The sequence below is a fragment of the Mesorhizobium sp. WSM4813 genome (assembly GCF_055811555.1).
This window is the reverse complement of sequence record NZ_JBVVQU010000029.1, coordinates 13,029-35,659: the sequence shown is the minus strand read 5'-3', so window position 1 is coordinate 35,659 and position 22,631 is coordinate 13,029. Positions and strand designations below refer to the sequence as shown.

At 63.2% G+C, this 22,631-nt stretch carries 24 protein-coding genes; 11 read left to right on the top strand and 13 right to left on the bottom strand.

Annotated features, from left to right (window positions below; translation table 11 throughout):
- The first annotated feature begins 37 nt into the window (after positions 1-37).
- From AC0L25_RS18155 to rpsP, 7 genes are all read left to right on the top strand, one after another.
- Positions 38-1,285, top strand: a complete 1,248-nt coding sequence (locus AC0L25_RS18155; RefSeq protein ID WP_473596774.1) for a flavin monoamine oxidase family protein — start codon at positions 38-40, stop codon at positions 1,283-1,285.
- Between the two features lie 101 nt (positions 1,286-1,386).
- On the top strand, positions 1,387-2,478 hold the full coding sequence (locus AC0L25_RS18150; RefSeq protein ID WP_473596773.1) for a zinc-binding metallopeptidase family protein: 1,092 nt from the start codon (positions 1,387-1,389) through the stop codon (positions 2,476-2,478).
- Between the two features lie 63 nt (positions 2,479-2,541).
- A complete protein-coding gene (locus AC0L25_RS18145; RefSeq protein ID WP_473596772.1) occupies positions 2,542-3,141 on the top strand; it encodes a DUF1236 domain-containing protein in 600 nt (199 codons plus the stop codon).
- 202 nt (positions 3,142-3,343) lie between these two features.
- Complete coding sequence (locus AC0L25_RS18140; protein ID WP_473596771.1) at positions 3,344-4,309, top strand: lysostaphin resistance A-like protein; 966 nt, start codon at positions 3,344-3,346, stop codon at positions 4,307-4,309.
- Positions 4,310-4,633: 324 nt separating this feature from the next.
- Positions 4,634-6,286, top strand: coding sequence for a signal recognition particle protein (gene ffh / locus AC0L25_RS18135; RefSeq protein ID WP_473596770.1), 1,653 nt, complete (start codon positions 4,634-4,636; stop codon positions 6,284-6,286).
- A gap of 7 nt (positions 6,287-6,293) precedes the next feature.
- Positions 6,294-6,620, top strand: coding sequence for a chorismate mutase (locus tag AC0L25_RS18130; protein WP_095495656.1), 327 nt, complete (start codon positions 6,294-6,296; stop codon positions 6,618-6,620).
- A gap of 104 nt (positions 6,621-6,724) precedes the next feature.
- On the top strand, positions 6,725-7,126 hold the full coding sequence (rpsP, locus tag AC0L25_RS18125) for a 30S ribosomal protein S16 (RefSeq protein WP_027153676.1): 402 nt from the start codon (positions 6,725-6,727) through the stop codon (positions 7,124-7,126).
- Positions 7,127-7,196: 70 nt separating this feature from the next.
- On the opposite strand, the gene AC0L25_RS18120 is transcribed toward rpsP, so the two are convergent.
- The 3 genes from AC0L25_RS18120 to AC0L25_RS18110 form a co-directional block, all read right to left on the bottom strand.
- A complete protein-coding gene (locus AC0L25_RS18120) occupies positions 7,197-7,460 on the bottom strand; it encodes a YMGG-like glycine zipper-containing protein (RefSeq protein WP_473596769.1) in 264 nt (87 codons plus the stop codon).
- Positions 7,461-7,615: 155 nt separating this feature from the next.
- The gene (locus tag AC0L25_RS18115) at positions 7,616-8,026 is read right to left on the bottom strand and encodes a DoxX family protein (protein ID WP_473596768.1); all 411 of its coding nucleotides are present in this window, start codon (positions 8,024-8,026) and stop codon (positions 7,616-7,618) included.
- A gap of 122 nt (positions 8,027-8,148) precedes the next feature.
- Positions 8,149-9,054, bottom strand: coding sequence for a bestrophin family protein (locus AC0L25_RS18110; RefSeq protein ID WP_473596767.1), 906 nt, complete (start codon positions 9,052-9,054; stop codon positions 8,149-8,151).
- 156 nt (positions 9,055-9,210) lie between these two features.
- Here AC0L25_RS18110 and AC0L25_RS18105 point away from each other — a divergent pair, with 156 nt between their 5' ends.
- On the top strand, positions 9,211-9,618 hold the full coding sequence (locus tag AC0L25_RS18105; RefSeq protein ID WP_473596766.1) for an ACT domain-containing protein: 408 nt from the start codon (positions 9,211-9,213) through the stop codon (positions 9,616-9,618).
- A gap of 164 nt (positions 9,619-9,782) precedes the next feature.
- Here AC0L25_RS18105 and AC0L25_RS18100 read toward each other — a convergent pair whose 3' ends face one another.
- A complete protein-coding gene (locus AC0L25_RS18100) occupies positions 9,783-10,817 on the bottom strand; it encodes an aspartate-semialdehyde dehydrogenase (protein WP_473596765.1) in 1,035 nt (344 codons plus the stop codon).
- A gap of 451 nt (positions 10,818-11,268) precedes the next feature.
- Between AC0L25_RS18100 and AC0L25_RS18095 the strand changes: the two genes are divergently transcribed.
- Together AC0L25_RS18095 and AC0L25_RS18090 are read left to right on the top strand one after the other, a co-directional pair.
- Positions 11,269-13,110, top strand: coding sequence for a DEAD/DEAH box helicase (locus tag AC0L25_RS18095; protein ID WP_473596764.1), 1,842 nt, complete (start codon positions 11,269-11,271; stop codon positions 13,108-13,110).
- Between the two features lie 331 nt (positions 13,111-13,441).
- Positions 13,442-14,131 (top strand): DUF805 domain-containing protein, encoded by a 690-nt coding sequence (locus AC0L25_RS18090; RefSeq protein WP_473596763.1) that lies wholly within the window; start codon positions 13,442-13,444, stop codon positions 14,129-14,131.
- A 44-nt stretch (positions 14,132-14,175) separates the two neighbouring features.
- Here the strand turns inward: AC0L25_RS18090 and leuB are convergent, their stop codons facing one another.
- The 3 genes from leuB to AC0L25_RS18075 all read right to left on the bottom strand — a co-directional run bounded on the left by leuB (position 14,176) and on the right by AC0L25_RS18075 (position 17,844).
- The gene (gene leuB, locus AC0L25_RS18085; protein WP_473596762.1) at positions 14,176-15,279 is read right to left on the bottom strand and encodes a 3-isopropylmalate dehydrogenase; all 1,104 of its coding nucleotides are present in this window, start codon (positions 15,277-15,279) and stop codon (positions 14,176-14,178) included.
- A 247-nt stretch (positions 15,280-15,526) separates the two neighbouring features.
- Positions 15,527-15,910 carry a RidA family protein gene (locus AC0L25_RS18080; protein ID WP_473596761.1) on the bottom strand — a complete coding sequence of 128 codons (384 nt, stop codon included), beginning with the start codon at positions 15,908-15,910 and terminating at the stop codon, positions 15,527-15,529.
- Between the two features lie 710 nt (positions 15,911-16,620).
- Positions 16,621-17,844, bottom strand: coding sequence for an argininosuccinate synthase (locus AC0L25_RS18075; protein ID WP_473596760.1), 1,224 nt, complete (start codon positions 17,842-17,844; stop codon positions 16,621-16,623).
- A gap of 180 nt (positions 17,845-18,024) precedes the next feature.
- Here AC0L25_RS18075 and AC0L25_RS18070 point away from each other — a divergent pair, with 180 nt between their 5' ends.
- Positions 18,025-18,666 (top strand): LysE family translocator, encoded by a 642-nt coding sequence (locus AC0L25_RS18070; RefSeq protein ID WP_473596759.1) that lies wholly within the window; start codon positions 18,025-18,027, stop codon positions 18,664-18,666.
- Here the strand turns inward: AC0L25_RS18070 and AC0L25_RS18065 are convergent.
- The 6 genes from AC0L25_RS18065 to AC0L25_RS18040 all read right to left on the bottom strand — a co-directional run bounded on the left by AC0L25_RS18065 (position 18,638) and on the right by AC0L25_RS18040 (position 22,585).
- On the bottom strand, positions 18,638-19,123 hold the full coding sequence (locus tag AC0L25_RS18065) for a hypothetical protein (RefSeq protein ID WP_473596758.1): 486 nt from the start codon (positions 19,121-19,123) through the stop codon (positions 18,638-18,640). The two genes, AC0L25_RS18070 and AC0L25_RS18065, sit on opposite strands and share 29 nt — an antisense overlap.
- The gene (locus AC0L25_RS18060) at positions 19,120-19,584 is read right to left on the bottom strand and encodes a hypothetical protein (RefSeq protein ID WP_473596757.1); all 465 of its coding nucleotides are present in this window, start codon (positions 19,582-19,584) and stop codon (positions 19,120-19,122) included. The genes AC0L25_RS18065 and AC0L25_RS18060 overlap by 4 nt, the downstream gene beginning before the upstream one ends.
- Complete coding sequence (rlmN, locus tag AC0L25_RS18055) at positions 19,581-20,816, bottom strand: dual-specificity RNA methyltransferase RlmN (RefSeq protein ID WP_473596756.1); 1,236 nt, start codon at positions 20,814-20,816, stop codon at positions 19,581-19,583. Before rlmN ends, AC0L25_RS18060 begins: the two co-directional genes overlap by 4 nt.
- Positions 20,817-21,013: 197 nt before the next feature.
- The gene (locus tag AC0L25_RS18050; protein WP_473596755.1) at positions 21,014-21,517 is read right to left on the bottom strand and encodes an invasion associated locus B family protein; all 504 of its coding nucleotides are present in this window, start codon (positions 21,515-21,517) and stop codon (positions 21,014-21,016) included.
- A gap of 235 nt (positions 21,518-21,752) precedes the next feature.
- Positions 21,753-22,115: a YkvA family protein gene (locus AC0L25_RS18045; RefSeq protein ID WP_473596754.1), complete on the bottom strand. Its 363-nt coding sequence runs from the start codon at positions 22,113-22,115 to the stop codon at positions 21,753-21,755.
- A 173-nt stretch (positions 22,116-22,288) separates the two neighbouring features.
- The gene (locus AC0L25_RS18040; protein ID WP_473596753.1) at positions 22,289-22,585 is read right to left on the bottom strand and encodes a 4a-hydroxytetrahydrobiopterin dehydratase; all 297 of its coding nucleotides are present in this window, start codon (positions 22,583-22,585) and stop codon (positions 22,289-22,291) included.
- Positions 22,586-22,631: the final 46 nt, after the last annotated feature.

Here is a 22,631-nt window from a genome sequence, read left to right as displayed (position 1 = left end):
CGATCAAGTAATTATTATGGCGGGGGCTAGAATATTCATGGAAGACGTTGACGTCGTGGTCATCGGCGCCGGCTCGGCGGGACTTTCCGCCGTCAAGACCCTGCGAGCGGCCGGCCTTTCCTTCAAGCTGGTCGAAGCGATGAACCGTATCGGCGGCCGCGCCTGGACCAGCGACCAGCATTTCGGCGTTCCTTTCGACATCGGCTGCGCCTGGCTGCATGCGGCCGACCGCAATCCTTACTTTCCCGAGGCGCTAGCGGCCCGCTGGACGCTTCACCATCACGACATGAATATCGACCATCTCTACTATCGCAACCGAAAGGCGAGCGAGGACGAAGAGGCCGCAATGAAGGCGGCCGATATCAGGCTGTTCGAGCTTCTGGCGGCGCATGAGGTCAAGGTTGGCGACGACGACCGTCTTTCGGCATTGCTCGCCAAAGGCCATGCGCCGCGCGCCGCGGCCACCTTCGCTGGGCCGATGGACTTCGGCGCCGACGAGGACGAGATATCGATCCGCGACTTTCAGGCCGCCGCCGATCTCGATCCGAACTATTTCACCAAGGAGGGGTTCGGCGCACTGGTCGCCCGTTTCGGCGCCGATGTGCCCGTCGAGCTGTCGACGCCGGTGCGGAAAATCCTCTGGGACGTGCCTGGCGTCGCCTGCGTCACCGATCGCGGCACCATCCGCGCCAAGGCGGCCATCGTCACCGCCTCGCCGGCGGTGCTCGCCTTCGAGGAGATCGAATTCTCGCCGGCGCTGCCAGACACACATTTCGCTGCCTTCTTCGACCTGCCGATGGGCATGCTGACCAAGCTGCCTGTCGAAATCAGGGGCACAAGGCTCGGGCTAGAGCCGTTCGACGACCTGCTGATCGAGCGGCTGGCTAGGCACGACATCTACTTCCTTTGCTTTCCCTTCGACCTTGACCTGATGGTCGGCTTCGTCGGCGGCGATTTCGCCTGGGAGATGTCGGCGGCGGGCGAGGCGGCAGGCGTCGACTTTGTCGTCGACCGGCTGTGCGCCATATTCGGCGGCGACGTACGGAAACATGTCGGGCACGCCATGATGACTAATTGGGGCGGCGAGCGGTTCGTGCGCGGCGCCTATGCGGCGGCCCGCCCCGGCCGTTCGCAGGCGCGCGCCACGCTGATGCAGCCGGTGGCGGAAAAAATCTTCTTCGCTGGCGAGCATCTGGCCGGTCCGCTGATGCAGACCTGCGGCGGCGCCAGGCTGTCGGGCGAGGCGGTGGCGAGAACCGTCGCCGCCCAGCTTGCGGCAAAATAGCGTTGGCAGGAACGCCTGTCGGCGACAGGCGTTTGGGCGATATGCCGCTCCGCACTATATCCGGGGCCTGATGATTTGGGACCTGGTGATTTGAGATTGGGATGAAGCTCTTCGATTGCCCGCATTGCGGCCACCGCCTCTATTTCGAGAACGCCCAGTGCCTGAACTGCGCCAGCCCCGTGCTCTACGATCCCGGGGATGCGCGCTTCGTGTTGTCAGGCGCCGGCGGCGTTTTCCAGTGCACAAATGCCGACGAGTGCGCCTGCAACTGGATGGCGGAACCCGGCCATGCCTTCTGCCGCGCCTGCGAGCTGAACCAGTTGATCCCCGACCTTTCGGTCGATGGCAACCGCCGTCGCTGGATCCGCGTCGAAGCGGCAAAGAAGCGGGCAATCTATTCGCTGCTCGCCGCCGGACTGCCGGTCGTGCCCAAGCGGAATGCCGGCGACGAGGCCGGCCTGGCCTTCGACTTTCTCGCCGATCCGATCGGCGGCCCAGGGGGCGCGCGCATCCTGACCGGCCATGACAACGGCCTGATCACACTCAATGTCGCCGAAGCGGACTCGGCCGAACGCGAAAGACGGCGCGTCGAGATGGGCGAGAACTACCGCACTTTGCTCGGTCATTTCCGCCACGAGCTCGGCCACTATTACTGGGACCGCCTGATCCGCGACGACCCGCAACGGCTTGCCGCCTTCCGCGCATTGTTTGGCGACGAGCGCGTTGATTACGAGCAGGCGCTGAAGACCTACCATGCCAAAGGTGCTGCGCCCGATTGGCAGCAGGACCACATTTCCGCCTATGCCACGTCGCATCCCTGGGAGGACTGGGCCGAGGCATGGGCACACCACCTGCACATCACCGATACGCTGGAGATGGTGCATGCGCTGAATTTCCCGCTCGGCCGACTGGAAACGATAGAGGCCAACGAGCTGTCGCGCAGCGACACCGGCGGCGAGCTGCAACCGGCGCCATCGGAACCTGCCGCCGTTCCCGAACCGTTCGAAAAGATCCTGGCCCGCTGGCTGGTGCTGTCGGAAGCGTCCAACTCGATCAACCGCTGCATGGGCCTGCCCGACCTCTATCCCTTCGTCATCTCGGACGTGACCGCACGGAAGCTAGCCTTCGTTCATGAACTGCTGACTGACGTGAAAGAAACCGGAACAAAACGTGAGCCGGCTGAGGCGTTTTAGCCGGAACGCATGAAGCCCTGTTTCGTTTTCGTTCGCGAGGGACCATCAAAACGGAGCGAAACCATGAAGCGCATACTGTTTCCTGCTGTCGCCGGAGCGCTTGTCGCGATGTCCGGCACAGCCTTGGCCGATACCGCCGTCTCGGCTGTCACCGATCTCAACGTACGCGCCGGCCCCGGCCCGCAATACCCGGTCATCGGTGTGCTCGCCGCCGGCCAGTCGGCAACGCTTGATGGCTGCATCCGAAACAGCAAATGGTGCACCATCGCCGAGGCCAATGGCCAGGGCTGGATCTATTCCGACTATGTGACGGCCGACTTCGGCGGCAGCGCGGTCGTCCTGACGGAACGCCCGGCTGACGCAGACATTGCCATCGTCCAAGCGCCCGCCGACGTCGACTATCCCGGCACCTATACAGGAGCGATCGTCGCCGGCGAGCCGATTGAGCCGATCAGACGGCCGCCGGCCGAAATCCGCACCTATATCGAGACCAACCGGGTCGACCCGGTCTATCTCGAGGGCGAGGTGGTTACGGGCGCGACCTTGCCCGACACCGTCGAGTTGCGTGAGATTCCGGACTATGAGTACCGCTATGTTTATGTGAACGGTCAGCCGGCCCTGGTCGATCCCGGCACCCGACGCATCATGTACGTCGAGCGCTGACATCATCAACCAACCAGACGGCCGCCCGGCAAGAGCCAACGGCGGCCGCCTCTGTCCGATATCGTTCACCTGAGTTTCGTGCTGGAGCGGCGTGCCCGCCGCTCCAGCCTTTTGTTCGAGCATCCGATCTTCCAAAACCGGTTCCCCTTTTGGGTCCGATGCTCTAGATCATGCGACCCGATGCATCAGGCAAGGAACCCGCGTGATAACAGACCCTGCCGCCTTCGAGCATTATCGGCGCTCTCCCAACGCCAAGACGACCCTGCCGCGGCTCCTGCTCGGAACGGCGATCGTCGTCCTGTTCTGGGTCGCGACAACCATGGCAGTGCTGTTCGGCGGCACCTATCTTTTTGTTATCTGGCAGGCATCGTCTGGCACCCCGATAGAAGGAGGGGCGGTGCAGAATTTCATGGCCTCGCCCACCGGAATCCTCGCCGCGCTCGCCTCCTTTGCCGGAATCTGGCTCGGCCTGTGGCCTGCCATGCGCTGGATCCATCGCGAACCGCTGATGGCGCTGATCGGCACCAGCCGCCGCGTTTCGCGCTCGGGATTCCTCAAGGGATTGGCCGCGGTGCTGATCACATCGCTGCTCTCCGAAATCCTGCTCTATCTCTTGCAGCCCGACATTGCACGCGGTGCGATCGGCCTGTCGTCCTGGCTGCTGTTCCTGGTCCCGATCGCTGCGCTGACCCTGCTGCAGACCTCGTCCGAAGAGGTGCTGTTTCGCGGCTATCTTCTCAGGGGCCTGGCCAACCGGTTTCAAAACCCCGTCATCTGGGCATTGCTGCCAGCGCTTCTGTTCACTGCGATGCATTGGAGCCCAAGCTCGACCGCCGCCATCAACGCCTGCGTGCTGGCCTCGATCGCCGCTTTTGCGCTGCTCCTGACGCTTGTAGTCTATGCCACGGGCAATCTCGGCGCGGCCTTCGGCGCCCATCTCGGCAACAATCTGACGGGTTTCCTGCTGATCTCGCATCAGCAAAGCTACAATTCCTTCGCCCTGTTCAACGCCAAGCCGCTCGAAGGCCCCGGCTGGACGACGCATGATGCCGTCCTCATCGCGGCGATCGGCATCGTCTGCAGCTTGTTGACGATCCTGCTGCTGCTGCATCCGCGCTCGCCGCTGAAGGTCGAGCCGGATATTCCGCACCCCGGCGGCCCAAGCTGATGCGCATCACGCTGGTGGTGGTGCTGCCATAAACCAAACCGCCCGATTCCGCGGATTCGGTCCGCACCTTGACTCCGCGGCCGAATTCCTGTCTACACGCCGCGAATTCCGCGACGAGTATCCCTCCGAGCAAGCCGACCGGGACGCCGAAGCCTCTTTGAGGTGACGTGCTGTAAATCGATCCTGGAGGCCAACATCCGGCAGCGCTGTGCGCCCCCGGGTGCTTTTTGGCTTTGGGCTTTGGCTTGGACTGGCTTTGGGTTGGATACTGGGCGCGAACGCATTACCTCTCGGGTCGAACGAACCGAGATCGAAGGACGCAAGATGTTTGAATCGCTTCAGGAGCGCCTTGGCTCCGTCCTGAACGGCCTTACCGGCCGCGGTGCCCTGTCCGAGGCGGATGTCGCGGCGGCGCTGCGCGAGGTGCGCCGAGCGCTGCTCGAGGCCGACGTTGCGCTGGAAGTGGTGCGTTCCTTCACCGACAAGGTGCGTGAGAAGGCCGTCGGCGCCGCCGTGCTGAAGTCGATCAAGCCCGGCCAGATGGTCGTCAAGATCGTCCATGACGAGCTGGTCGAGATGCTGGGCGCCGAGGGCGTCGCCATCGACCTCAACGCACCGGCTCCGGTCGTCATCATGATGGTCGGCCTGCAGGGCTCCGGCAAGACGACGACCTCGGCCAAGATCGCCAAGCGCCTCAGCGAGCGTCAGAACAAGAAGGTCCTAATGGCCTCGCTCGACACGCGGCGTCCCGCCGCGCAGGAGCAACTCCGTCAGCTCGGCGAGCAGGTCAAGGTCGCCACGCTGCCGATCGTCGAGGGCCAGACGCCGGTCGACATCGCCCGCCGCGCCGTGCAGGCGGCAAAGCTCGGCGGTCATGACGTCGTCATCCTCGACACCGCGGGTCGCACCCATATCGACGAGCCGCTGATGGTCGAGATGGCCGACATCAAGAAGGTGTCGTCGCCCCACGAAATCCTTTTGGTCGCCGATTCGCTAACCGGCCAGGACGCAGTCAATCTGGCGAAAAGCTTCGATGAGCGCGTCGGCATCACCGGTCTGGTGCTGACCCGCATGGACGGTGATGGCCGTGGTGGTGCCGCACTTTCCATGCGCGCCGTCACCGGCAAGCCGATCAAGCTGATCGGTACCGGCGAGAAAATGGACGGGCTGGAGGAATTCCATCCCAAGCGCATCGCCGACCGCATCCTCGGCATGGGCGACATCATCAGCCTGGTCGAAAAGGCTGCCGAAAACATCGACGCCGAGCAGGCGGCGGCGATGGCCAAGAAGATGCAGTCGGGCAAGTTCGACCTGAACGATCTTGCCGGCCAGCTCCAGCAGATGTCGAAGATGGGCGGCATGGGGGGCATCATGGGCATGATGCCGGGCATGGGCAAGATGAAGGACCAGATGGCCGCCGCCGGTCTCGACGACAAGATGTTCGGCCGCCAGCTCGCCATCATCTCGTCGATGACCAAGGCCGAGCGCGCCAATCCCGATATTCTGAAGCACTCGCGCAAGAAGCGCATCGCCGCCGGCTCCGGCACCGATGCGGCCGAGATCAACAAGCTCCTGAAAATGCACCGCGGCATGGCCGACATGATGAAGGCGATGGGCGGCAAGGGCAAAGGCGGTGGCCTGATGCGCGGCATGATGGGCGGCCTGGCCCAGAAGATGGGTCTCGGCGGCATGATGCCAGGGGGTATGGGAGCCATGGGTGGCCCGGGCGGCATGATGGGCGGCGGCATGCCGGACCTGTCCAAGATGGATCCCAAGCAGCTCGAAGCCTTGCAGAAGCAGGCGCAGGCAGCCGGTCTCGGCGGCATGAAGGGCCTGCCCGGTGGCCTTCCAGGTGGCGGTGGCCTGCCTGGGCTGCCCGGCGGCATGAAGCTTCCTGGTCTGCCGGGATCTGGCGGCGGCCTGCCAATGCTTGGCAAGAATGGGCTTGGCAAGAACGGACTCGGCAAGAAGAAGTGAGGGCGCCATGAACGAAGAGAAGGACATGGCCGACGCACGTGCGGCGCTGGTCGACTACCGCGCCTCGATCGACAACATCGACGCAGCGCTCATCCACATGCTGGCCGAGCGTTTCCGCTGCACCAAGGCGGTCGGCGAGCTGAAGGCGTCGCATGGCCTGCCGCCGGCCGATCCGGCACGCGAGCAGCAGCAGATCGCCCGCCTTCGCCAACTGGCGAAGGACGCCCATCTCGACCCGGATTTCGCGGAGAAGTTCCTGAACTTCGTCGTCCGTGAAGTGATCCGGCATCACGAGCATATCGCCGCATCCAACGGCGTAACGAAAACCGGCTGAGGACCAGTGCATGTCGCCCAAAAGTGCGAAGCGGTTTTGGGACAACGGCATGCATCAAGACAACAGTCATAAACCCGAAAATCAGAGTTTTAGGAGAAAAGAAAATGCCACTGAAAATCCGACTGGCCCGTGCGGGCTCGAAGAAGCGTCCCTATTACCACGTCGTCGTCGCCGACGCCCGTTCGCCGCGCGACGGCCGTTTCATCGAGTCGCTCGGCTCGTGGAACCCGCTGCTGCCCAAGGACGGCGAGCGCGTCAAGGTCGACGCCGACCGCGTCAAGCATTGGCTCTCGCACGGCGCCCAGCCGACCGACCGCGTGCTGCGCTTCCTCGACGAGGCCGGCATTGCCAAGCGTGAGGCCCGCTCCAACCCGAAGAAGGCCGAGCCCGGCAAGAAGGCGCAGGAGCGCGCCGCACTTCTGAAGAAGGCGCAGGACGATGCAGCCGCCGCTGTTGCCGCCGCGGCAGCCGCGCCGGCCGAGGCGGAAGCCGCGACCGCCGAATAATCTGCTTTTATCCCCCTACGAAACGGCGGGCGCCTTTGTCCGCCGTTTTGCTGTTTTGTCCGGCTTATGATCAATAGCCTGCCGGGCAGCGGGCGATGTAGACGCGTCCATAGCGATCGCGATAGCGGCAGCGGCCGGGTTCGGTAGCACGACCGATCAGTGCGCCGGCGAGGGCGCCGACAGCACCACCGACCACCGCACCTTCAACTTCGTCATCGGCCACTGCAGCGCCGACAGCAGCGCCCCCTAGCCCACCGACCGCCGCGCCCTGTTCTGTCCGGGAGCAGGCTGCGAGCGAGGTTACCAGTACCATCAGGACTACCAGTTTCTTCATTGTTGTTCCTCTCAACCGGGGTTTTCCGTCCTCGCCGCCACATCTTCTAACTCGCAACCGGGCGATTTGATCCAAAGTCAAAGAAGAAGGGCGGCGGCAAACGGTGCTCCTCTCTGGCCACGCGACCGCCATCGAACGGCTTTTTGAAGTCGGCGCTATCGGTTGAACAGGATCAGCGCGCGCACCCTGGGGTTGCGCAGAAAAAGGCCGCCCCACAAGATGAAGCCGAGATAGACGCCGAATAGTGTGTGCGAAAACAGCGGGCTGCCGATACGTATATGCGTCGCGATGGCGCCACCGAGGTAGGCGGTGAGCAGGATGGCGCCAAGCACCGAGGTGCGCGGCACCGCATAGAGCGCGGTCGAGACCAGCCCGATGATGCCGAGCATGCGCGAGACATTGGGATCGGCCGGCCAGCCGAGCTGCACCATGGTCTGGATGACGATATCGAGCGGCGGCAGCTTGATGACGCCATCGAAGATCATGAACAGCACGATGAGGGTGCTGAGCCCGCGGCCGGTCCACAGCGCGCCCGGCGTGACGGATGCAGTTTGAGACATGGTCATTGGTCCTCCGGTTGTTTCGAGCCCTCTTCGCAGGGTCGAACCAAGGACGCGGCGTGAGGCGGCGATCCGACACGCCTGCGATCTTTTGAGCGCACGGCGCTGGGATGAGCCGGGAACAAACCTTAGGAAAAATAGTATTTTTCGGCCGGGATCATTTTTGGCGGCGCCTCGCCGAGCGCCTCGAACACCGAGATTTCACAGACGCGGCACAGGCCGTCGAGGGCGAGATCGTTGGCCTCGGTGCCGAACGGGTCCTCGAGTTCCTCCGAAAGCGCGTCGAGGCCGAAGAAGGTGTAGGCGATCAGCGCCGTGAACAGCGGCGTCGCCCAGCCGGCGGTCGATGCGAGCCCAAACGGCAGCAGCAGGCAGAAGATATAGGCGGTGCGCTGCAAGAGCAGCGTGTAGGCAAACGGAAGCGGTGTCCCCATAATGCGCTCGCAGCCGGCTTGCGCTGCCGCGATTTGCGACAGGCGCTCGTCGAGGATGCGGTAGCCCATGACATCGATCGCCCCGGCCCTGTATAGCGCGGCGGCTCGCTCGCCCATCCGCCGCACCATGGCGTCGGGCGGGTTGGCCAGCTTGGCCGCACTTTCGGCCGCTTCGCCGATGAACGCGCGTGCTTCGGTCGTGGCATCCACCCGCCGAAGCAGCCCGCGCAGGAAGTGGCAGAAGGCGATCGCCTCCATCAGCAGGCCGCGCAGTTCCGCCCGGTTTTCGATCAGCCCGGTGCTGGCGCGCGCCAGATTGCGGATGTCGAAGACAAGCTGGCCCCACAGCTTGCGCGCTTCCCACCAGCGGTCATAGGCGGCATTGTTGCGGAAACCGAGATAGATCGACAGCGCCACACCGAGCAAGGCGAACGGCGCGGGGCCGGCATTGCCGAGGTCGAGCTTGAGCGCCCTGACCGCCAACACCACCAGCGCGCCATAGACGCCGAAGCCGAAGATCTGCGGCAGGATGCGCGGCACCACGGAGCCGCGCATGATGAAGAACAGATGCAAGAATCCCGGGCGCGGGCGAACGATCATCGAAATCCCTTTCACGGACCGGCAATGATCCTGATCGGTTCCATTGTGCGATGCAATACACGCGTAAGCCCAGCCGCCAGCGACATGGCGATGTCGTCTTGCCGGCCTGGGGCCGAGCACGCTATCGAAAATCCGCAAGACGTTCGGGAGCAATCGATGGCTGGCGAGACCGATCTGAAGAAACTGCTGGCAACGATGGCGCCGCAATTGCGTCCCGGCATCCATGTCTTCGCCACACTGCCGCCCGATGCGCCCGTACCAGACAGCCTCGAGCCGGTGATGCTTTTTCGCGAGCGCGAGGGGACAACGGTGATCGTGCTAGAGGAGAAAGCCAAAGCCGCTGGCCTGGAGACCGTCTTCCGCTGCCGGATGGTGACGCTGAGCATCCATTCGTCGCTGGAGGCGGTCGGCTTCCTCGCCGCTATCACTGCGCGTCTGGCCGCCGCCGGCATGGGCGTCAATCCGGTCTCGGCCTTCTACCACGACCATTTGTTCATCCCGGCCGACCGGGCGGAAGAGGCGGTGGCGATATTGACCAAGCTGGCGGAAGAGAATCGTGGGTGAGGGCGGGAGCTGCCCCTCATCCCCCTGCCGGGACCTTCTCCCCGTAAAACGGGGAGAAGGGGCTAAACGGCCCAAGGCCGAGCCCGCGACCGCGGGCCGCCGGTTGTCCGACGCCCCCGCGGAGGGCCCGCCGCGGCAGCGGCGGTGCGGCCCGTGAGCGAGAATTAAGCCGCCTTCTTCTTCGGCTGGATCAGCCCGCGCTCGATCAGCAATTCGGCGATCTGCACGGCGTTGAGTGCGGCGCCCTTGCGCAGATTGTCGGAGACGATCCACATCGACAGGCCGTTGTCGATGGTCGAATCCTCGCGGATGCGCGAGATGAAGGTGGCATCCTCGCCGGCCGAATCCAGCGGCGTGATGTAGCCACCGTCCTCGCGCTTGTCGAGAACCTGGCAGCCCGGGGCTTCGCGCAGGATCTCGCGTGCCTCGTCTGCGGTGATCGGTTTTTCGAACTCGATATTGACCGCTTCCGAATGGCCGATAAACACCGGCACGCGCACGCAGGTCGCCGTCAGCTTGATCTTGGGGTCGAGCATCTTCTTGGTCTCGGCCACCATCTTCCACTCTTCCTTGGTGAAGCCGTCGTCGAGGAAGACGTCGATATGCGGGATGACGTTGAAGGCGATGCGCTTGGTGAACTTCTTGACGTCGACCTGGTCGGCGACGAATACGGCGCGGGTTTGCGTGAACAACTCGTCCATGCCTTCCTTGCCGGCGCCGGAGACCGATTGATAGGTGGCGACGACGACACGCTTGATGGTGGCGACGTCGTGCAGCGGCTTCAGCGCCACCACCAGCTGCGCCGTCGAGCAGTTCGGGTTGGCGATGATGTTCTTGCGCGTGAACAGCGAAATCGCGTCCGGGTTCACTTCCGGCACGATCAGCGGCACGTCCTGGTCGTAGCGGAAGGCCGACGAGTTATCGATGACGACGCAGCCCTGCTTGCCGATCTTCGGCGACCATTCCTTGGAGACGTTGCCGCCGGCTGACATGATGCAGATGTCGGTGTCGGAAAAATCATATTGGTCGAGCGTCCTGACCTTCAGCGTGCGGTCGCCGAACGACACTTCCGTGCCCTGGCTGCGCCGCGAGGCCAGCGCCACCACCTCGCTCACCGGAAAGCCACGCTCTTCCAGTATGTTGAGCATTTCCCGGCCCACATTGCCCGTAGCGCCGACGACTGCAACCTTGAAACTCATCGAAATCTCCTGTCCTCTCCGCTCGGTTTTTGGAGAAAACCCGCCGGCTGATGCGGGTTTCAGCCCCCGGGCCGGACCCGGGAGAGGGTGGTTAGGCCAAGGGAATCAGACCGTTTTAGTGGTCGTTTTGCCGGTTTTGACCAAGAAGGTGGTTTTGCTGGAACGAGGAAACGCAGCGACGCTCCCGGCCCAATGGTTTGCATTGCGGCCGGGGATGTCGAAAGCAAGAAGCGCCATTAAAAGGCCGCGCATCGAAACAATCCCGTTCGGTGCCGGCTTTTACGCGGTTTGCGCAAAGAGTCAATCGCGACGGAGCGAGGCGGCTTGCCCTGTACAATGGCGCCGTCGCGAAGTACGAACGATTGGATCGTTTGGCTCGTGGCGCTCCTGGCGCTCGCCGATGGATGACCCATTGCCGGGCATAAAAGAATCCGAATTCCGAAAGAAGCATATGTCCAATTTCGAAGCACTTGTCCCCGCGCTGGCAAAGGCGCTGGAAAAACGCGGTTACGTCGAGCTGACACCGGTGCAGAAGGCGGTTCTCGAACTCGGGCAGGCCGATGCGCTGGTTTCGGCGCAGACCGGCTCCGGCAAGACCGTCGCCTTCGGGCTGGCTCTGGCGCCGACCCTTCTCAACGGCGCCGAGCGCTTTTCTCACGCCGCAGCACCGCTGGCGCTGGCCGTGGCGCCGACGCGGGAATTGGCCCTCCAGGTGACGCGCGAGCTCGAATGGCTCTACGACCTGACCGGCGCAGCGATAGCGTCCTGCGTCGGCGGCATGGACATGCGCACCGAGCGGCGCGCGCTGGAGCGCGGCGCCCACATCGTCGTCGGCACGCCCGGCCGGCTGCGCGACCACATCACCCGCAATTCGCTCGACATGTCTGAACTGAAGGCAGTGGTGCTCGACGAAGCCGACGAGATGCTCGACCTCGGCTTTCGTGAGGATCTGGAATTCATCCTCGACGCCGCCCCTGCCGAGCGTCGCACGCTGATGTTTTCGGCCACCGTACCGCGCTCCATCGCCACGCTGGCCAAGGGTTACCAGCGCGATGCGGTGCGCATCTCGGCCTCCGGCGAGGAGAAGCAACATCTCGACATCGAGTACCGGGCGCTGAGCGTAGCCCAGCCCGATCGGGAAAACGCCATCATCAACGTGCTGCGCTATTACGAGGCGAAGAACGCACTGGTGTTCTGCAACACGCGCGCTGCCGTCAATCACCTGACCGCGCGCTTCAACAACCGCAACTTTTCCGTGGTGGCGCTTTCGGGCGAGCTGAGCCAGAACGAGCGCAGCCACGCGCTGCAGGCGATGCGCGACGGCCGCGCCAAGGTCTGCATCGCCACCGACGTGGCGGCACGCGGCATCGACCTGCCCAATCTTGAACTGGTGATCCATTCCGACCTGCCGACCAATCCGGAGACGCTGCTGCACCGGAGCGGGCGGACGGGCCGAGCGGGACGCAAAGGCGTCAGCGCGCTGATCGTGCCAAACAATGCCCGCAGGCGCACCGAACGGCTGCTGCAAAGTGCCGGCCTCGCGGCGACATGGGCAAGCCCGCCTTCGGCCGATGACGTTATACGGCGCGATGACGAGCGTATTCTCGCCGACCCGGCCTTCGGCGAACCGGTGAAGGAAGAGGAGCGCGGCTTCATCAATGCGCTTCTCGATCAGCACGGCCCCGAACAGGTGGCCGCCGCGTTCGTGCGCTTGTGCCGCTCCAGCCGCTCGGCGCCCGAGGATCTTCTCGACGTCGCGCCGTTCACGCCGTCGGGCGACAAGTTTGCGCGCCGCGACGAGGCGCCCAGCCGAAGCGACGATTTTGGCGACAGCGTCTGGTTCTCGCTGTCGGTGGGGCGCCGGCAGAATGCCGAGCCGCGCTGGCTGATCCCGATGCTGTGCCGGACAGGCGGCATCAGCAAGCGCGAGATCGGCGCCATCAAGATGCAGCCGGAGGAAACCTTCGTGCAGATCGCCGCGGACTGGGCCGACCGGTTTCTCCAGGCAATCGGGCCCGACCGCAAGCTGCAGAACAACATCGCGGTGAAGCGGCTGGACGGCACGCCCGACCTGTCGCGGGCCGGCTATCAGGAGCCACGCCCGGACAAGAAGCCACACCGTGGCAAGCGGGTGTTCGACCAGAACGCGCCCAAATTCGAGAAGCGCCCAACGTCAGCCGATCAGCGCCCTGCCGCGTTCGAGGCAAAGCCCTGGGCGGGAAAACAGGGCAAGCCGAAATTCGAAAAGACCGGACCCGCCAAGAACAAGAAGCCGAAAAAGCGGCCGGCCTGAACGTCCTACCCTGTCGGGTATGTCCACGGCCAGCTCTCTCGATTTCCCCGGGCAATCGCTTCAGCTTCGCGCTGCCCCTCACCCTTACCCTCTCCCCGTGAAGAACGGGGAGAGGGGGGCGCCAGCGTTGCGGCCAAGTCCCTTCTCCCCGTTCTTCACGGGGAGAAGGTCCCGGCAGGGGGTTGAGGGGCGGCGCCGACATCGACAATTGGTTGCTCCACAGGGTCAGGCGCTGTCATTTGGCTGAGACGATTGCCTATCGATTCCATGCACACCTCTTGCGGTCGGCCCTGACTTTGAACACTCTGGCCAGCGGGACGAGGGGCAGGACATGCGCGGCGAAGTGCTTCACTATGACGAGGACCAGGGTTTTGGTTTCATCACCGGAGCCGACGGCAACCGCTATACTTTCGCGCGCGAGGACCTGCGCCGCGAGGCGTCGATGGCCAGGGGCACGGCCATCGAGTTCCAGCCGGCCGGCGGACGGGCACGCGACGTTTTTCCGATCCGCGCCCAAACCGTCAGTCCGACGGACGCAACCGCCGCCCCGACTCAAACCGGCAATGGGCCCGGGGCGCCGCAACATTTCGGCCGGTCCGCTGAAAGTCGTGCCGCCGCGGCTACCGGATTGTGGGATTATTTCTGGCGGGGCCTGACTGAAAATTACTTCAACTTCGCCGGTCGTGCCCGCCGCAAGGAATATTGGGGCTTTTGCCTGTTCTGGACGATGGCGCTGATCGCGGTCGTCGGCATCGGCCTCTTCATCGACGATGCCATGGGCAATCTTGACGAACTGCCAGCAGTGACGGTCGGCCTTTGCGGCGTGTTTGTGCTGGCGACAATCCCGCCTTGGATCGGACTGAACGTGCGTCGCCTGCACGATATCGGCTTGACCGGCTGGCTTCTTGTGGTGGTGTTCATCCCGACCATTGGCTGGCTGGTCGTCCTGGTTTTCGCACTGATCCCGACTCAGGCCCGTGAAAACCAGTGGGGTCCGGTGCCGGCGGGCGTTAGGGCCTAGCTGCGTCCCGGGGCGTCGCCCAGCAGACGTGGACCGCCACAGGCTCAGCCCAGGAACTTGGCGATGATCGCGTCGCCCATCTCAGTGGTGCCGACTTCGGTCATGCCGTCGGACAAGATATCCCTGGTGCGTAAGCCCTGGTCGAGCACGGCGGCGATGGCGCTTTCCAGGCGGTCGGCTTCGGCCACCATGCCGAAGGAATAGCGCATGCACATGGCGAAGGAGGCGATCATGGCGATCGGGTTGGCGATGCCCTTGCCTGATATGTCGGGCGCCGAGCCATGCACCGGTTCATAGAGCGCCTTGCGCTTTTTCGTCTTGGCATCCGGCGCGCCGAGCGACGCCGAAGGCAGCATGCCGATCGAGCCGGTCAGCATGGCGGCGATGTCGGACAGCATGTCGCCGAACAGATTGTCGGTGACGATGACGTCGAACTGCTTGGGCCAGCGCACCAGCTGCATGCCGCCGGCGTCGGCCAGCATGTGGTCGAGCTTGACGTCGGCATATCTAGCCTTGTGGGTCTGGGTGACGACCTCGTTCCACAGCACGCCGGATTTCATCACATTGCGCTTTTCCATCGAGGTGACGTGGTTCTTGCGGGTGCGTGCCAGTTCGAAGGCGACGCCTGAAATGCGCTCGATCTCGAACGTGTCGTAGACCTGCGTGTCGATGCCGCGCTTCTGGCCGTTGCCAAGATCGATGATCTGCTTCGGCTCGCCGAAATAGACGCCGCCGGTGAGTTCGCGCACGATTAGAATGTCGAGCCCTTCGACCACCTCCTGCTTGAGCGAGGAGGACGCCGCCAGCGCCGGATAGCAGATGGCGGGCCTGAGATTGGCGAACAGCTCCATATCCTTGCGCAGCCGCAGCAGTCCGGCTTCGGGGCGCACTTCATAAGGCACCGCATCCCATTTCGGCCCGCCGACGGCGCCGAACAGCACCGCGTCGGCAGCCATCGCCTTGGCCATGTCGGCATCGGAAATCGCCGCGCCATGCGCGTCGTAGGCGCAGCCGCCGACCAGCCCCTCATCGGTGGCGAAACCACTGCCGAGCCTGTCGTTCATGGCTGATATCAGCTTCTTCACCTCGGCCATCGCCTCGGGGCCGATGCCGTCGCCAGCGAGCAGGAGAAGATTTTTCGTAGCCATCGGAACCGTCCTAACTGTGGCGCATGACCCCGAAATCGGCATCGATTTCGGAAAGGATCGTGCGCAGAACTATAATTCGACGGCGCCCTTTGCGCGTCCAAAGGACGCGTGGCGCTGTCGTGAGCCGCGGCCTTGCTAAACGCCAAGCGGGCTATGCGCAAGCGTTTGGTTCAGAGCATCTTTGACGATCCTTGGCGCCCCCTCTGTTCCCGCCTACGTCGCACAAGCTTCTGCATCGCCGCCGCGCTCAGGCAGTGCGCCTGAGTGCCGTCACTTCGATCTCGATCTTCATTTCCGGCTGGTTGAGCTGGCAGACGATCATCGTTGCTGCCGGCCTGATGTCGCCAAAGGCCTCGCCGAGGATCGGAAAGACGATGTCGATGAAAGCCGCGTCGGTGATGTAGTAGTGCGCCCTCACCACATCGGCCATCTCGAAGCCGCCGTCCTGCAACGCCTTGGCGATCGTCGCCAGGCAATTGCGCGTCTGCGCCTCGACCGTCTCCGGCATCGACATGGTCGCATAATCGTAGCCGGTCGTTCCGGAAACGAAACACCAGTCGCCCTGCACCACGGCGCGCGAATAACCGGCTGCCTTCTCGAAGGGCGAGCCGGTGGAGATCAGTTTTCGCATGGGTTCCCTCAGATATTCCTTAGGCAATGTTGAGCTGAAGAAATGTCTCCGGCCATGGGCCAGGCGGGACGAATCGACAGTGCAAAACTGTGATAGGCAGGCATGTCGGCCCTGCGTTCGATCGCAGCGAGGTCGAGCGAGGCGGCTCGAACTCCTCAAGACCCCACCAGCGGAACAGGCATCGGCCAACGCAGTGGTCTCCGTCCCGAAGCCGAGCGGCAGCGAACGTCGATTGTTTTCAGCGGCGATTTCATGGCAGGGCGCAAGGACAATCGAGATTGGCCGAAACATCTTCCACTTCGTCATCCTGGGGCGAAGCAAGGAGCGAAGCGACGCGGCGCAGACCCTTGGATCCATGCCGTTACCTGGCGGCAGTGCTCCGGCGGACCGAACGCTACCACCCCGTTCCGCGAAAAAAGCTCGACCCATTCTGGATTGGTCTTCTCGATCAGTTCGATCTTCCATTGGCACCGTCGCGGACGCAAGCACCGTTCCGAGCCGCTGCATTCTTCGGCTGATGCACGGAATGGATCCCAGGGTCTGCGCTCCGCTTCGCGTCGCTCCGCCCCTAGAATGACAAAGGCGTGGTGGCCTGTGGCTAATCGCCAGCGTTGGAGATTGGCGGCTGGGTGAAGGCCGGTCGCCAACGACCGTCCTCAGTCTCTTGAGGCTCAGTCAAAGAGCCAAATCCCCCTGTACAGAGAAACTGGTTAGCTTTTTCGACTACGCGCCGCCAGCGTCCGCAACCTCAGTGCGTTGAGGCGTATGAAGCCTTCGGCGTCCTTCTGGTCGTAGGCGCCACGGTCGTCCTCGAAGGTGACCAGCGCGTCGGAATAGAGCGTCTTCTTCGACTTGCGGCCGGTGACGATGACGTTGCCCTTGTAGAGTTTTAGCCGCACCGTGCCTTCGACATCTTCCTGGCTCTTGTCGATCATCGCCTGCAGCATCAGGCGCTCCGGCGCGAACCAAAAGCCGTTGTAGATCAGCTCGGCATAGCGCGGCATGAACTCGTCCTTGAGGTGGGCGGCGCCACGGTCGAGCGTGATCGATTCGATCGCCCGGTGGGCTGATATCAGGATGGTGCCGCCGGGGGTCTCGTAGACGCCGCGCGATTTCATCCCGACGAAACGGTTCTCGACAAGGTCGAGCCGGCCGATGCCGTTGTCGCGGCCGAGATCGTTGAGCGCGGCCAGCATCGTCGCCGGCGACAGTTTCTTGCCATCGAGCGCGATCGGATCGCCCCTCAGGAACTCGATTTCGATCTCGGTGACCTTGTCCGGCGCGTCCATCGGCGAGATGGTGCGCTGGTGGACGAATTCCGGCGGCTCGCTCCACGGATCTTCCAGCACCTTGCCTTCGGAAGACGAGTGCAGAAGGTTGGCGTCGACCGAAAAAGGCGCGTCGCCCTTCTTGTCCTTCGGCACCGGAATCTGGTGCTGCTCGGCGAAGTTGATCAGGTCGGTGCGCGACTTGAACGACCAGTCGCGCCATGGCGCGATGACCTTGATGTCGGGGTTGAGCGCATAGGCCGAAAGCTCGAAACGGACCTGGTCGTTACCCTTGCCGGTGGCGCCGTGCGCAATCGCGTCGGCGCCGGTTTCTTTTGCGATCTCGACGAGGTGCTTGGAGATCAGCGGTCGTGCGATCGAGGTGCCGAGCAGGTAAGTGCCCTCATAGACGGCATTGGCGCGAAACATCGGGAAGACGAAGTCGGAAACGAACTCCTCGCGGACATCCATGATGCGGATGTCCTTGATGCCCATCATCTCGGCCTTGCGCCGCGCCGGCTCCAGCTCGCCGCCCTGGCCGAGATCGGCAGTGAAGGTAACGACCTCGGCGCCGAGCTCGGTCTGCAGCCATTTCAGGATGATGGAAGTGTCGAGGCCGCCGGAATAGGCGAGCACGACCTTCTTGACGGCTTTTGCTTTTGACATTTGGCTGTTCCGCGACAGGATTCTTCGCGGGCGAGGTATCACGGCCTTTCCGGGCTGCGCAAGTGATGAACGGTCCCCCGGTCGCTGCTGGCATACTGGATCAGCCCTTGTGCCGCCAGTCGCTGGTGCAGAGAAGACGCTTGCGGTATAGGCTGCGCTTTCTTATCCAGGGGCCCGCCCATGTCCTTTATTCCCGACACCACGACGCTGATCCAGTTCGCCATCGCCACCGTGATCCTGGCGATCACGCCCGGGCCCGATATGACGCTGTTCGTGTCGCGCACGCTGAGCCATGGCCGCGCCACCGGTTTTGCGTCGATGGCCGGCGCGCTGTGCGGCACGCTGATCCACACCACGCTGGTCGTGGTCGGCATCTCGGCGCTGATCGTCGCCTCGCCGATGTCCTTCCTGGCCCTGAAGATCTTTGGCGCCGGCTATCTCGTTTTCCTGGCCTGGCAGGCGATCACCAAGGGGTCGGCGTTTTCGCCGGAGAAGAAGACCGGGCCTGAGATTTCGCTGTTCCGCGCTTGGGCGGCGGGGCTCGGCGTCAATCTGCTCAACCCGAAGATCATCCTGTTCTTCATGACCTTCCTGCCGCAGTTCGTCTCCGCGCACGACCCGAACGCGCCCGGAAAGCTGTTCTTCCTCGGTGCGATGTTCGTGGTGCTGTCGATCCCGGTAACAGCGCCGATGGTCTTTGCAGCAGAAAAATTCTCGGCGGCGATGAAGACCAGCCCGCGGGTGACGCGCGCCGTCGACTATCTGTTCGCCGGGGTGTTTTCGGCCTTCGCGCTCAAGATCCTGACCGCCCAGGCGAAGTAGGCGCGGACCTTCCGGCTTGACGCCAGCTTCCGGCCGTGCGCCCGGCGCTCAGCCAGTAGAAAATGCCGCCGACCATGCCGCAGCCGACCACGGCAGCGACGACGCGCGGATCGGTGATCTCGAAATTGGCATCGGCGGTCCGATAGGCGAAGCCGAGGAAAACCGACGCGACCACCGCACCCGCCAGCGCATAGAACAGCCAGTCGCGCCGTCCCAGGATTTCGGAGACGAGGATGGCGACCGCCGCCGGCATGAAGGCGAAATAAGCGACGAACAGTGCAACGAATGGAATCGAAAAATACAGCGAAGCAGTCGCCGTAGGGTGCGCGTGCTCCGGCGTGTAGCCCAGCGACCCCAGAAACATGATATTGAGGAAGGCGCTGGCGGCCAGCGAGGCGACGACATAGCCGATCAGGATGACGGCGAAGCGGATGAGATAGGCAACGAGACGGTTCACGCCGAAACTGCTCCCCTTTGTTTGATAAGGAAACGCCCGGTTACTGCCCAGTAGGCATAACCGCCGGAGAATCCGCCGGGTAGACAGGGCAGGAGTAGCGCAGCCGATATGTTCAACGGGGTCGTTTGTGTCCAGGCGCTTAAGACCAGGAGCGCGAGGATGGCGTTCAGGGCGCCAGCGCACGCAAATGGCAGCCAGCGGCTCCAGCCTTGTCTACGGGCGACAAGCAGCGTGAGCAGAAAACCGGGCAGCGCCGTCAGGAAAGTAATCATGAGTACGGATTGGTAAACAAAGCCCACATCGCGGACGCTGCGGTAAAACGATCCCCAGGCGCCGCCATCCGGCAGGACGGTCGGGAGCAGCAACACGAAGAAGGTGGCGGCGACCGCAACCAGGACGGCAATGACATAACCCAAAGATATGAATGCGACGCGGCCGAACCAGGCAACGAGACGGGTCACGCCTCGCCGTGCCCCGCGATCATCATCGCTTCCAGCGCCAGCCGGTCGACCTTGCGCATGCGCTCGGACTCCGACTTGAGCTGGCCGCAGGCGGCGAGGATATCGCGGCCGCGCGGCGTGCGAATCGGCGAGGCATAGCCGGCATTGTTGATATAATCGGCGAATTTCTCGATCGTCTCCCAGTCAGAGCACTGGTAATTGGTGCCTGGCCACGGGTTGAACGGGATCAGATTGATCTTGGCCGGAATGCCCTTGAGCAGCTTGATCAGACCCTTGGCGTCTTCGATCGAATCGTTGACGTCCTTCAGCATCACATATTCGAAGGTGATGCGGCGAGCGTTCGACAGGCCGGGATAGGCGCGGCAGGCGGCTATCAGCTCTTTCAATGGATACTTCTTGTTGATCGGCACCAAAAGGTCGCGCAGATCGTCATTGGTGGCGTGCAGCGAGATCGCCAACATGACGCCGATCTCCTCGCCGGTGCGGAAGATCTCCGGTACGACGCCGGAGGTCGACAGCGTGATGCGTCTTTTCGACAGGGAAAGCCCGTCGCCGTCGGAGGCGATCAGCAGCGCCTTCTTCACCGCCTCGAAATTGTAGAGCGGCTCGCCCATGCCCATCATGACGACGTTGGACACTTTCCGGCCCTCGGCCGGCACGATGGCGCCATCCGGCGTGTCGCGGTCGGGGAAATCGCCGAGCCGGTCGCGGGCGGTCAAAAGCTGGGCGAGGATTTCCTCGGCGGTCAGATTGCGCACCAGCTTCTGCGTGCCGGTGTGGCAGAAGGAACAGGTCAGCGTGCAACCGACCTGCGACGAGATGCAGAGCGTGCCGCGGCCTTCTTCGGGAATGTAGACGGTCTCGATCTCGACCGGCCGGCCAGCGCCGCGCGGTGGAAAGCGAAACAGCCATTTGCGCGTGCCGTCTGAGGAAATCTGCTCCTCGACGATCTCGGGCCTGGCGACGGTGAAATGCTTGTCGAGCTCGGCGCGCAAATCCTTGGATATGTTGAACATGCCGGCGAAGTCGGAGACACCGCGCACATACATCCAGTGCCAGAGCTGCTGGGCGCGCATCTTGGCGTGGCGCTCCGGCACGATGCCTGACGCAACCAGGGCTGCGCCAAGCTCGGCCCGGGTCAGGCCGATCAGCGACGGTTTCTCGGCCGGCGTGGCGCGGGCGCGCAACGCGTCACGGGCGCCCTCAGTGGTGAGATCAAATGAAAGGGTCATTGTTGCACTGATATAAGCGATTTATGGCCGATTACAGCATCGTGCCCGAAATGAAGCGCGGCGCATAGCACAGGTTGACGGCGGAGTCATAGTGACGGCGGTGCAAGGCTCGCCGCAATGTGCCGGCCGGCGGCGTGTTAAAAAGCAGAAAGCCGGGCTTGCGGCCCGGCCTTACTCAAACTCCGCTTCGCCTGTGGCTATTTGCACCTGGCGATGGACGACAGCGCCGCCGAAATGCCTTTCAGCGAAAAGACATAGGTAGTGGTGTTGCCGCGGCCGGATTTCGCCTGCACCCTCATGTCGCTGCCGGACTTCATCGCGGCGATCAACACCGGCTCCTCGGCGGCATTCTCGACCCAGGCCGACTTGCCGCGGGTGAACATCGAAAAGCTCTTGCCGTCGATGGTGACGGTGGCCTTGGAGTTTTCCTGGAAATTATAGCCGGCGATGAATTGCGGTTCATAGGACACCTGTTGTCCCGGCCGCTGGCTGACGAAGAAGAACATGTTGCCATGGTCAAGCGTCGGCGGCTGCTTGTCGGTCGGCACGGTCAACACATAGCAAACCTTGCCGCCCGACGCCTGGTAGCTGTAGGTGCCCCAGGCATTGTGCTGGCCGATCTTGGTCGCCGACTGCGCCAGAGCCGGCGCTGTCATGGCCACCAGTGCCAGGCTCGAAATTGTAGCAATCAATCCGCGCATCGCTTTTCCCATATATGGTGCGGAGGCAGGTCGGCTCGCCGTCCTGCCCGTCGCTTCATTTTGATTTAATCTGGGTTACCAAACGGTGAATTTCCCTTGGGAAAAGGACATCCACCCCAGGAAACCGCCGCTATCCTTGCGCCTGTCGCCCGAAAGGCGGCAGTTACAACGTCCCTTTCGCGACTTGGAGGGCACGAAAGCGGCAAGAGTTTGACTTTTCTGCCTTATCGCCGGCTCAGCTGTCGCCGGCAATCGCCTGCTTGGCGGCGCGCCGATGCGCCGATGTGATGTGGGCTTTGACGGTGGTGATCGCGGCGGTCAGCACCGCGATGTCGTCGGTAAAGCCCAGTCCCAAGACGAAGTCGGGGATGACGTCAGCCGGCAGCACGAAATAGCCGAGCGCCGCCACCAGGATGCCCTTGGCGCGCAGTGGCGTGTTCTTGTCCATGGCGCAGTAATAGGCGGCGACCAGCTCTTCCATGAACGGTATCTGCCGGGCAGCCCGCTTGGCCGTGCGCCAGAATTTCTTGCGCACTTCGCTGGCGTGGCCGGGCTTGCCGCCAAAGCCGAAGAAATCAAAACCGGATTTTTGCGCCATCAGTCTCTCCTAACGAGGCTGCGCATGTTGTTCCACGCGCGACCGCGATGGAAATGTGGTGAAACCCGAACTGCGCTGCAAGATGCCGTCTTTCCATGCATGTCGTTATCCCAAAACCGCCGTGCACCCTTGGGTCAAGCCTTAGGGCAGGTTTTGGGGCGACATGCATTGGCTCAGCCGCCGAAATAGCGGTCCATCTTCGTGGCCAGTTCGAAATCGAGCGCGGTCAGGCCGCCCGCATCGTGGGTGTTCAGCGTCACGTTCACGGTCTTGTAGACATTCGACCAGTCGGGGTGATGGTCCATCTTCTCCGCCGCCAGGGCAACGCGGGTCAAGAAGGCGAAGGCTTCGGAAAAATTCCTGAAGGTGAAGCTGCGCTCGATCGAACCGCCATCCTTGGTCAGCGACCAGCCGTCGAGCCCGGCCAGCGCCTCGGCGACCGCCTCCTTGCTCAGTTTCTCTCTCGTCATAGTCGTTTCCCGTGCTATCTGGATTTGCAGTCTTCAGCATAGTGCC

Coding starts and splice junctions, on each gene's coding strand:
- AC0L25_RS18155 (WP_473596774.1), top strand. CDS start 38: ATGGAAGACGTTGACGTCGTGGTCATCGGCGCCGGCTCGGCGGGACTT.
- AC0L25_RS18150 (WP_473596773.1), top strand. CDS start 1,387: ATGAAGCTCTTCGATTGCCCGCATTGCGGCCACCGCCTCTATTTCGAG.
- AC0L25_RS18145 (WP_473596772.1), top strand. CDS start 2,542: ATGAAGCGCATACTGTTTCCTGCTGTCGCCGGAGCGCTTGTCGCGATG.
- ffh (WP_473596770.1), top strand. CDS start 4,634: ATGTTTGAATCGCTTCAGGAGCGCCTTGGCTCCGTCCTGAACGGCCTT.
- AC0L25_RS18130 (WP_095495656.1), top strand. CDS start 6,294: ATGAACGAAGAGAAGGACATGGCCGACGCACGTGCGGCGCTGGTCGAC.
- rpsP (WP_027153676.1), top strand. CDS start 6,725: ATGCCACTGAAAATCCGACTGGCCCGTGCGGGCTCGAAGAAGCGTCCC.
- AC0L25_RS18120 (WP_473596769.1), bottom strand. CDS start 7,460: ATGAAGAAACTGGTAGTCCTGATGGTACTGGTAACCTCGCTCGCAGCC.
- AC0L25_RS18115 (WP_473596768.1), bottom strand. CDS start 8,026: ATGACCATGTCTCAAACTGCATCCGTCACGCCGGGCGCGCTGTGGACC.
- AC0L25_RS18110 (WP_473596767.1), bottom strand. CDS start 9,054: ATGATCGTTCGCCCGCGCCCGGGATTCTTGCATCTGTTCTTCATCATG.
- AC0L25_RS18105 (WP_473596766.1), top strand. CDS start 9,211: ATGGCTGGCGAGACCGATCTGAAGAAACTGCTGGCAACGATGGCGCCG.
- AC0L25_RS18100 (WP_473596765.1), bottom strand. CDS start 10,817: ATGAGTTTCAAGGTTGCAGTCGTCGGCGCTACGGGCAATGTGGGCCGG.
- AC0L25_RS18095 (WP_473596764.1), top strand. CDS start 11,269: ATGTCCAATTTCGAAGCACTTGTCCCCGCGCTGGCAAAGGCGCTGGAA.
- AC0L25_RS18090 (WP_473596763.1), top strand. CDS start 13,442: ATGCGCGGCGAAGTGCTTCACTATGACGAGGACCAGGGTTTTGGTTTC.
- leuB (WP_473596762.1), bottom strand. CDS start 15,279: ATGGCTACGAAAAATCTTCTCCTGCTCGCTGGCGACGGCATCGGCCCC.
- AC0L25_RS18080 (WP_473596761.1), bottom strand. CDS start 15,910: ATGCGAAAACTGATCTCCACCGGCTCGCCCTTCGAGAAGGCAGCCGGT.
- AC0L25_RS18075 (WP_473596760.1), bottom strand. CDS start 17,844: ATGTCAAAAGCAAAAGCCGTCAAGAAGGTCGTGCTCGCCTATTCCGGC.
- AC0L25_RS18070 (WP_473596759.1), top strand. CDS start 18,025: ATGTCCTTTATTCCCGACACCACGACGCTGATCCAGTTCGCCATCGCC.
- rlmN (WP_473596756.1), bottom strand. CDS start 20,816: ATGACCCTTTCATTTGATCTCACCACTGAGGGCGCCCGTGACGCGTTG.
- AC0L25_RS18050 (WP_473596755.1), bottom strand. CDS start 21,517: ATGCGCGGATTGATTGCTACAATTTCGAGCCTGGCACTGGTGGCCATG.
- AC0L25_RS18045 (WP_473596754.1), bottom strand. CDS start 22,115: ATGGCGCAAAAATCCGGTTTTGATTTCTTCGGCTTTGGCGGCAAGCCC.
- AC0L25_RS18040 (WP_473596753.1), bottom strand. CDS start 22,585: ATGACGAGAGAGAAACTGAGCAAGGAGGCGGTCGCCGAGGCGCTGGCC.